We start from the raw sequence: 5,574 nt of genomic DNA on the forward strand, positions 1-5,574 counted from the left end.
AAGATCATTAAGAGAATAGAAGAACAACTTGTGTGGATTTTTACTAGTTGATCAATCGAAAATATTTCATTGATTGAAGAGTAGAAATTTCTCGAAGTTTATTTGAGCGAATTTTTAGTCAGAAAATTGATGAGCCAAGATTTGTAGCCATAAGCTACTAATGATTTTAAACTGAAGAGTTTGATCATGGCTCAGATTGAACGCTGGCGGCAGGCTTAACACATGCAAGTCGAGCGGGGAAGGGTAGCTTGCTACCTAACCTAGCGGCGGACGGGTGAGTAATGCTTAGGAATCTGCCATTTAGTGGGGGACAACATTCCGAAAGGAATGCTAATACCGCATACGTCCTACGGGAGAAAGCAGGGGATCTTCGGACCTTGCGCTAAATGATGAGCCTAAGTCGGATTAGCTAGTTGGTGGGGTAAAGGCCTACCAAGGCGACGATCTGTAGCGGGTCTGAGAGGATGATCCGCCACACTGGGACTGAGACACGGCCCAGACTCCTACGGGAGGCAGCAGTGGGGAATATTGGACAATGGGCGGAAGCCTGATCCAGCCATGCCGCGTGTGTGAAGAAGGCCTTTTGGTTGTAAAGCACTTTAAGCGAGGAGGAGGCTACTAGTACTAATACTACTGGATAGTGGACGTTACTCGCAGAATAAGCACCGGCTAACTCTGTGCCAGCAGCCGCGGTAATACAGAGGGTGCGAGCGTTAATCGGATTTACTGGGCGTAAAGCGTGCGTAGGCGGCTTTTTAAGTCGGATGTGAAATCCCCGAGCTTAACTTGGGAATTGCATTCGATACTGGGAAGCTAGAGTATGGGAGAGGATGGTAGAATTCCAGGTGTAGCGGTGAAATGCGTAGAGATCTGGAGGAATACCGATGGCGAAGGCAGCCATCTGGCCTAATACTGACGCTGAGGTACGAAAGCATGGGGAGCAAACAGGATTAGATACCCTGGTAGTCCATGCCGTAAACGATGTCTACTAGCCGTTGGGGCCTTTGAGGCTTTAGTGGCGCAGCTAACGCGATAAGTAGACCGCCTGGGGAGTACGGTCGCAAGACTAAAACTCAAATGAATTGACGGGGGCCCGCACAAGCGGTGGAGCATGTGGTTTAATTCGATGCAACGCGAAGAACCTTACCTGGTCTTGACATAGTAAGAACTTTCCAGAGATGGATTGGTGCCTTCGGGAACTTACATACAGGTGCTGCATGGCTGTCGTCAGCTCGTGTCGTGAGATGTTGGGTTAAGTCCCGCAACGAGCGCAACCCTTTTCCTTATTTGCCAGCGAGTAATGTCGGGAACTTTAAGGATACTGCCAGTGACAAACTGGAGGAAGGCGGGGACGACGTCAAGTCATCATGGCCCTTACGACCAGGGCTACACACGTGCTACAATGGTCGGTACAAAGGGTTGCTACCTAGCGATAGGATGCTAATCTCAAAAAGCCGATCGTAGTCCGGATTGGAGTCTGCAACTCGACTCCATGAAGTCGGAATCGCTAGTAATCGCGGATCAGAATGCCGCGGTGAATACGTTCCCGGGCCTTGTACACACCGCCCGTCACACCATGGGAGTTTGTTGCACCAGAAGTAGGTAGTCTAACCGTAAGGAGGACGCTTACCACGGTGTGGCCGATGACTGGGGTGAAGTCGTAACAAGGTAGCCGTAGGGGAACCTGCGGCTGGATCACCTCCTTAACGAAAGATTGGTGACTGGTAAGAATCCACAACAAGTTGTTCTTCGAAGATGTATCTGAGGGTCTGTAGCTCAGTTGGTTAGAGCACACGCTTGATAAGCGTGGGGTCACAAGTTCAAGTCTTGTCAGACCCACCAAATCTGATTGCAGTAGCTTAGATTGAAAGATATGTCGTTCATTAAGTGATAAGCTGGGGACTTAGCTTAGTTGGTAGAGCGCCTGCTTTGCACGCAGGAGGTCAGGAGTTCGACTCTCCTAGTCTCCACCAAATTCGAGGATAAACAAAGCAACGCTTTGTCCGAGAATTTAAGCAAACAGCTATGCTGTGCGCAGGCACACATGGGATGGAGCTTGAAGCTAAGAAGATTATAGAGTTTAGTGAATACAGTCCAAGTTGACTGGTTTATTAATCTCTGTGATTTATCACAGTTTACTACGCACCGACGAGGTGGTAGTTAATCATTAACAGATTAGAAAATTGAGTCTGAAATAAATTGTTCACTCAATTCATTCGAAAGAATGAAATTGAGAACTAGCAAAAACACTGAATCAAGCGTTTTGGTATATGAATTTAGATTGAAGCTGTATGGTGATTAAGTTCACAGACAACAAACCAGTAGCAATTAAGTTTGCAACGATAACACTGACTTGTATGTGTTAACGACTGTTTGGGGTTGTATAGTCAAGTAATTAAGTGCATGTGGTGGATGCCTTGGCAGTCAGAGGCGATGAAAGACGTGATAGCCTGCGAAAAGCTCCGGGGAGGCGGCAAATATCCTTTGATCCGGAGATTTCTGAATGGGGGAACCCACCCGCTATAAGGCGGGTATCATAAGCTGAATACATAGGCTTATGAAGCGAACGAGGGGAAGTGAAACATCTCAGTACCCTTAGGAAAAGAAATCAATTGAGATTCCCTTAGTAGCGGCGAGCGAACGGGGAGCAGCCCATTAAGTTATGTGTGTTCTAGTGGAACGCTCTGGGAAGTGCGAACGTAGAGGGTGATATTCCCGTACACGAAAGGGCACACATAATGATGACGAGTAGGGCGAGGCACGTGAAACCTTGTCTGAATATGGGGGGACCATCCTCCAAGGCTAAATACTCCTGACTGACCGATAGTGAACCAGTACCGTGAGGGAAAGGCGAAAAGAACCCCTGTGAGGGGAGTGAAATAGATCCTGAAACCGCATGCATACAAGCAGTGGGAGCCGACTAGTTCGGTGACTGCGTACCTTTTGTATAATGGGTCAGCGACTTATATTCAGTAGCAAGGTTAACCGCATAGGGGAGCCGTAGAGAAATCGAGTCTTAATAGGGCGTTTAGTTGCTGGGTATAGACCCGAAACCAGGCGATCTATCCATGAGCAGGTTGAAGGTTGGGTAACACTAACTGGAGGACCGAACCCACTGTCGTTGAAAAGCCAGGGGATGACTTGTGGATAGGGGTGAAAGGCTAATCAAGCCTGGTGATAGCTGGTTCTCCCCGAAAGCTATTTAGGTAGCGCCTCGGACGAATACCATTGGGGGTAGAGCACTGTTTCGGCTAGGGGGTCATCCCGACTTACCAAACCGATGCAAACTCCGAATACCAATGAGTACTATCCGGGAGACAGACTGCGGGTGCTAACGTCCGTAGTCAAGAGGAAAACAATCCAGACCGCCAGCTAAGGCCCCAAAATCATAGTTAAGTGGGAAACGATGTGGGAAGGCATAGACAGCTAGGAGGTTGGCTTAGAAGCAGCCACCCTTTAAAGAAAGCGTAATAGCTCACTAGTCGAGTCGGCCTGCGCGGAAGATGTAACGGGGCTAAAACTATGTGCCGAAGCTGCGGATTTGACTTTAAGTCAAGTGGTAGGGGAGCGTTCTGTAAGCCGATGAAGGTGTATTGAGAAGTATGCTGGAGGTATCAGAAGTGCGAATGCTGACGTGAGTAACGACAAAACGGGTGAAAAACCCGTTCGCTGAAAGACCAAGGGTTCCAGTCCAACGTTAATCGGGGCTGGGTGAGTCGACCCCTAAGGCGAGGCCGAGAGGCGTAGTCGATGGGAAATTGGTTAATATTCCAATACTTCTGTGTAATGCGATGAGAGGACGGAGAAGGTTAAGTCAGCCTGGCGTTGGTTGTCCAGGTGGAAGGTTGTAGGCATGTATCTTAGGCAAATCCGGGGTACTCTATGCTGAGAACTGATAGCAAGCTGTACTTGTACAGTGAAGTGGCTGATACCATGCTTCCAGGAAAAGTCTCTAAGCTTCAGTTACACAGGAATCGTACCCGAAACCGACACAGGTGGTCAGGTCGAGTAGACCAAAGCGCTTGAGAGAACTCTGCTGAAGGAACTAGGCAAAATGGTACCGTAACTTCGGGAGAAGGTACGCTGCTGACGGTGATGGGACTTGCTCCCTGAGCTATTGGCAGCCACAGAAACCAGGCCGCTGCAACTGTTTATTAAAAACATAGCACTCTGCAAACACGAAAGTGGACGTATAGGGTGTGATGCCTGCCCGGTGCTGGAAGGTTAATTGATGGGGTTAGCGTAAGCGAAGCTCTTGATCGAAGCCCCAGTAAACGGCGGCCGTAACTATAACGGTCCTAAGGTAGCGAAATTCCTTGTCGGGTAAGTTCCGACCTGCACGAATGGCATAATGATGGCGGCGCTGTCTCCAGCAGAGGCTCAGTGAAATCGAAATCGCTGTGAAGATGCAGTGTACCCGCGGCTAGACGGAAAGACCCCGTGAACCTTTACTGCAGCTTGACATTGAACTTTGACCTTACTTGTGTAGGATAGGTGGGAGGCTTTGAAGTACGAACGCTAGTTTGTATGGAGCCGTCCTTGAAATACCACCCTGGTAATGTTGAGGTTCTAACTCTGCCCCGTAATCCGGGGCGAGGACCATGTCTGGTGGGTAGTTTGACTGGGGCGGTCTCCTCCTAAAGAGTAACGGAGGAGTACGAAGGTGCGCTCAGCGTGGTCGGAAATCACGCGTAGAGTATAAAGGCAAAAGCGCGCTTAACTGCGAGACCCACAAGTCGAGCAGGTACGAAAGTAGGTCTTAGTGATCCGGTGGTTCTGTATGGAAGGGCCATCGCTCAACGGATAAAAGGTACTCTGGGGATAACAGGCTGATACCGCCCAAGAGTTCATATCGACGGCGGTGTTTGGCACCTCGATGTCGGCTCATCTCATCCTGGGGCTGAAGCAGGTCCCAAGGGTATGGCTGTTCGCCATTTAAAGAGGTACGCGAGCTGGGTTTAGAACGTCGTGAGACAGTTCGGTCCCTATCTACCGTGGGCGCTGGAAATTTGAGAGGATCTGCTCCTAGTACGAGAGGACCAGAGTGGACGAACCTCTGGTGTACCGGTTGTGACGCCAGTCGCATCGCCGGGTAGCTATGTTCGGAAGGGATAACCGCTGAAAGCATCTAAGCGGGAAGCCTACCTCAAGATAAGATTTCCCTAGGAATTTATTCCTCTAAAGAGCCGTTCGAGACTAGGACGTTGATAGGTTGGGTGTGGAAGCACGGTGACGTGTGAAGCTGACCAATACTAATTGCTCGTGAGGCTTGACTATACAACACCCAAACAGTTGTTGTATTCAAGATAAATTCAATACATAACTTGATTTAGTGTGAAATCTAGTTACAATACCGACTCAATTAACTAATCCGTTAATTACTCATTTGGAAAAAGCCTTGGCAATCAATAAGACCAAAGCAAGTATCCATAAACAGTTTGCTGGCGACAATAGCAAGAGTGAACCACCTGATCCCTTCCCGAACTCAGAAGTGAAACCTCTTAGCGCTGATGGTAGTGTGGCACTTGCCATGTGAGAGTAAGTCATCGCCAGCTTTTAAATCTAAACACCCCC

Annotated in this window: 2 tRNA genes and 3 rRNA genes; all 5 read left to right on the top strand. The window is 48.9% G+C overall.

Annotated elements, in window-relative coordinates:
• The first annotated feature begins 168 nt into the window (after nucleotides 1-168).
• The 5 genes from V6E90_RS21325 to rrf all read left to right on the top strand — a co-directional run bounded on the left by V6E90_RS21325 (nucleotide 169) and on the right by rrf (nucleotide 5,555).
• Nucleotides 169-1,706: ribosomal RNA gene (locus V6E90_RS21325) — 16S ribosomal RNA — on the top strand.
• Nucleotides 1,707-1,765: 59 nt separating this feature from the next.
• Nucleotides 1,766-1,842: transfer RNA gene (locus tag V6E90_RS21330), tRNA-Ile, on the top strand.
• 55 nt (nucleotides 1,843-1,897) lie between these two features.
• Nucleotides 1,898-1,973, top strand: a tRNA-Ala gene (locus tag V6E90_RS21335).
• Between the two features lie 412 nt (nucleotides 1,974-2,385).
• Nucleotides 2,386-5,277, top strand: a 23S ribosomal RNA gene (locus tag V6E90_RS21340).
• 163 nt (nucleotides 5,278-5,440) lie between these two features.
• A 5S ribosomal RNA gene (rrf, locus tag V6E90_RS21345) occupies nucleotides 5,441-5,555 on the top strand.
• The 16S, 23S and 5S rRNA genes sit together here with 2 tRNA genes alongside, the layout of an rRNA operon.
• Nucleotides 5,556-5,574 lie beyond the last annotated feature (19 nt).

Source organism: Acinetobacter sp. ESBL14 (assembly GCF_036668815.1).
GTDB classification, from domain to species: domain Bacteria; phylum Pseudomonadota; class Gammaproteobacteria; order Pseudomonadales; family Moraxellaceae; genus Acinetobacter; species Acinetobacter gyllenbergii.